Origin of the sequence: Romboutsia weinsteinii, assembly GCF_002250835.2 — a bacterium.
In the GTDB taxonomy this organism is placed as follows: Bacteria; Bacillota; Clostridia; order Peptostreptococcales; family Peptostreptococcaceae; genus Romboutsia_A; species Romboutsia_A weinsteinii.
The window spans coordinates 1-4149 of record NZ_NOJY02000109.1; the positions used below are offsets into that span (position 1 = coordinate 1).

A 4149-nucleotide genomic window follows, 5' to 3' on the forward strand; every position below is an offset into this window, starting at 1 on the left:
CCTCCCCGAAGAAATTACTTAAATATTTATAGGCAGGTCTCCTGACTTAGCTTCATCCTACTCCTTAACCTTCCCATGATAGCATTGTCACAGTGGTTATTTATAAGTTTCGTCTGCATTACAGTAGCGGGGGCTGTAGAGGTCTCTAACCTCTTTCCCTATTAATCTTTATTCAAGAACCTAAAATATTATTAACTATTTAATTATTTATTGTAATATATACTTTATTCTATCTTAGAATACATAATCCTTCTTTTTTCTAATTTTTTTGTGAAAATTTTAATTTCTATAAACAAAGTATATTTATTATAAGTATATTCTCAATCTAAAAAAATAATCCTTAGGACTTAAAGTCCTAAGGCACCTTTATATAAGGCGGGTCAAGGGTTATTACATTTATTAATTTATATTAAAATAAGTTAAGGGCTATTTTAGTATTTCTTTTTAAAAAGAAATTTTCCTTAGGGCTTTAAGCCCTAAGGTACCTTTAATAAGGCGGGTTAAGGGTTATTACATTTATTAATTTATATTAAAATAAGTTAAGGGCTATTTTAGCATTATTGTAAATAAAAAAGTCTAACCCCAGGGCTAGACTTTTTCATATATATACTATTTATAATTATAAGCACACAAAATAAGCATATGTAAGAAATTTTCTCCTCCCCGAAGAAATTACTTAAATATTTATAGGCAGGTCTCCTGACTTAGCTTCATCCTACTCCTTTTGCCTTCCCGTAATATTATATATCACAGTGGCTATTTATAAGTTTCGTCTGCATTACAGTAGCGGGGGCTGTAGAGGATTCTAACCTCTTTCCCTATTAATCTTTCTTCAAGAACCTAAAATATTTTCTCTATTAAGTTGTTATAAATAACTAATTCTATATCAATTTCAATTTACCTTCTAAGTTTCTATATTTTTATTTTACTTTTTAATATATATATTTTTCTCTACATTAAAGTATATTTTATAATCTATAGTATATTCCTATTATTTTTTTAACTTCTAATTATTTTTTTTAAATACATAGATACTATATCCGAGAACCGTTCTATATTCTGAGTATATATAAAATCTTTTCCATAAATTAATCTTTCAGCTTGTAGCTCGCTTTCTTTCCCTGTAAAAACACCAAGTACCAGTATCCCTTTTCTTCGTGCATTTCTTACTTCATTGGCAGTGTCTTTTATTCCCACTGAACCTCTATAAGACATCTCTCCTCTTATACTTCTTTCACTATCTTTCCCTATTTTTATGTCATTCGGCTTTCCGTCACTCAAGATTATTAGTATTTTATTTTCTTCTTCTCTACTTGTTAATCCTTCACAAGTAGACTTTATAGCTAATCCATCTCTATTATTGCCTGTACAAAAATACTCGAATATATTTTCACTTTTGTCTAAAGTATCCTCATAATCTTTAAATCTCTTTAAAATTGTATAATCTAAAAAACTAGAAAATCCCATAACTCTGTTCGGTATTCCTACTGAAGTTAATGCACTTGCAATTATGTAAGCCTGAGTTGCCACATTAGCTTGGTTTCTAACCTGAGATCCGCTCGAATCTAATAATATATCAATTACATACCTTCCTTTTTCATTTTCAATATCTCTATAAAATATTTTGTTATTATCACTTCGTCCAACTCTCCAAGCTCTATTTGCATATATATTTCCACAATCAGAATACACTCTAGACTTTTCATTTTCTTCTATTAATATCCTTGATAGGCTTTCTTTTAGTTTTGTAATATTTCTTCTGTGTATTTTTATTTTATCTCTATACTTACTTATATTATTTTCTTTCTGCCTTGTAACATATTTAACCTGAAATATATTTTTACATTCACTTCGAAGTACCCCATCAGTAAAATGTACTCTACATCCTTCATGGACATTTCTACAATGCTTAGTTTCAATCTTTCTAATTTCATCTTTGCTTAAGTAGGATTTACCATAATAGTACTCTAATTTTTTATAAATTTTATTGGAGGTTTCTTCATCAACATATATTATTCGATTAGAGGACTTATTTAAATCAGTTGACTCAAAGTCTCCTATACTATCGACTAACATACCAGAAGATATGGAATCAATTTCACTTTCTACTATATTATCAGTTTCATCTTTGTATAACTCTTCATACATGAAATTAGAAAAATTATCAAAGTTAATATCTACATCGTCAATATTTTTCATATCAGTATTATTAGTTTTACTCGTATCATTAAGTATATGTTTAAAGTATTTTAAGTATATTTTATCTATATCTTTTAAGAGATCAATTATATCGAAGTTTATATCAATATCTTTTATATCATTAATAATTCTTCTTGTAAGCCCATCAACTGTTGGATGTTTTCCCATTGCTTCGAGAACAAATACATATTTTATTTTTTGCAATACATCTTCATTATGTATTTTAATAAATTGTGAAACAATATCTTTATAAGCTTGTTCTCTGATATCGTATATACCTGGTCTATCTCTTATAACTTTCGATTCTACAATTAAATTTAATACAATTTGTATTAGATTTAATATTATATCTTGATCATACCCTTTTTTTATTCTATTTGATGAGTATTTTTTTATTATATCCCAGTCAACGTACTTTCTCCTTGCTCCCGCCATTATTGCAGAATACAGAGATATATCTTTTGATGTATAATCTTTCTCACATAAATTTAAGTCTTCAGTATAATTCCCAGATATAGTCCAAGCTAAGTTATTTACCCTATTATCAAACTCATAATCATTATATATCCATCTCATATAATCACCTGTTTAGTATGACATTTTTACTTTATTTGGAAATATGTCTTTACTCTCCCACTTATCGGCAATTCTTGTCTTAATAATATCCCCTACTATTTCTTTTTCATATAAATCAAAAGATTTTCCTGTCATTCCCATATTAATAGCCAATTTGGGTTCAAGCCCTCTTCTTATAGCCTTTAGAGAGCCTATTAAACCTCTCAAATCTACTGACTTACTGGATATTTCACCATTTTGAGATTTTAACTGTAGATCTAGGAATATACCAGCAAATTGAATTAACTTTTCTTCTTCAGCATCTTTAAATTCTTCTTTTAAAATTAACATTAATTTATCTTCTTCTATCGCTGGTATGTCAATCACCATAAACCTTGATACCAGCGCTTCATTTAATTCTTTTGTGCCTGCATACTCATAATTCATAGTTCCTATAAATCTTGTAGCTGGGTGTAAGCCTACTCTATCATAACCAGGTACATCTATAACTCTTCTATAATCTAATGCTGAGTGAAGTACTACTATAGCATCATTTTTTGCCATATTGATTTCATCAAATACTCCGAAACCTCCATTTATTGCACATTCATAAACTGAACCTCTTCTTAGTTTTACTTCATTGTCTATAAATGTATCTGTTCCTATTAAAGTTGAACTATCTGTGTTTATATGAAAAGATGTATTCCATTGAGGTCTTCCAAAAATTTCTGATAAGTTATCTGCTAATATATTTTTTCCAGTTGCTTTAGGACCTGATAATAAAATATTTTCATCTTCTAGTATGGCTGAAATACACATTGATAAAATATCCTTACCATAGAAATAAGTAGAAGATTTTGTTATCCTGTATTCTAAATCTTTATTCAGATCAAAATATTTTCTAAAGTATAGTATATCTTCTATAAGTTTTTCACTAATTCCCTGCACCCTTAAATTCTCTATTATATCCACGCTTTTTCCCCCCTGTAGTTAAATACAATATACATATATATTAGCACAAAAAAACTGCCTAAAAATTATATTTTAAGGCAGTTGCTATTTCTATTAAAATAAAAAAGATTACGTGGCTACGTCTTACTCTCCCAGGCAGTTGCCCACCAAGTACCATCAGCGCTAGAGAGCTTAACTTCTGTGTTCGGAATGGGAACAGGTGTATCCTCTCTGCTATTGTAACCACATAATCTATTTAAATGGAGCGGGTGAAGGGGATCGAACCCTCACAGCCGGCTTGGAAGGCCGGAACTCTACCATTGAGCTACACCCGCATATAGAGTTAATACTCTAAAAACTGCATACATTTAATTTAATAATCATTTTAAATTGGTCAAGTCCTCGACCTATTAGTATCGATAAGCTACATACATTACTGCACTT

The 4149-nt window shown here is 29.4% G+C and carries 2 protein-coding genes, 1 tRNA gene, 1 rRNA gene and 2 riboswitches; all 4 genes read right to left on the reverse strand.

What is annotated here, in order from left to right:
• Positions 1–14: 14 nt before the first annotated feature.
• Positions 15–199: riboswitch (cobalamin riboswitch) on the reverse strand.
• Positions 200–672: 473 nt separating this feature from the next.
• A riboswitch (cobalamin riboswitch) is annotated at positions 673–859 on the reverse strand.
• A 140-nt stretch (positions 860–999) separates the two neighbouring features.
• The 4 genes from CHL78_RS19640 to CHL78_RS19655 all read right to left on the reverse strand — a co-directional run bounded on the left by CHL78_RS19640 (position 1000) and on the right by CHL78_RS19655 (position 4040).
• Entirely contained in the window at positions 1000–2775 is a 1776-nt protein-coding gene (locus CHL78_RS19640; protein ID WP_094368740.1) for a cobaltochelatase CobT-related protein, read from the reverse strand.
• Between the two features lie 12 nt (positions 2776–2787).
• Complete coding sequence (locus CHL78_RS19645) at positions 2788–3726, reverse strand: AAA family ATPase (RefSeq protein ID WP_199534133.1); 939 nt, start codon at positions 3724–3726, stop codon at positions 2788–2790.
• A gap of 110 nt (positions 3727–3836) precedes the next feature.
• Positions 3837–3953: ribosomal RNA gene (gene rrf, locus CHL78_RS19650) — 5S ribosomal RNA — on the reverse strand.
• Positions 3954–3966: 13 nt separating this feature from the next.
• Positions 3967–4040 (reverse strand) — tRNA-Gly (locus tag CHL78_RS19655).
• Between the last annotated feature and the right edge of the window lie 109 nt (positions 4041–4149).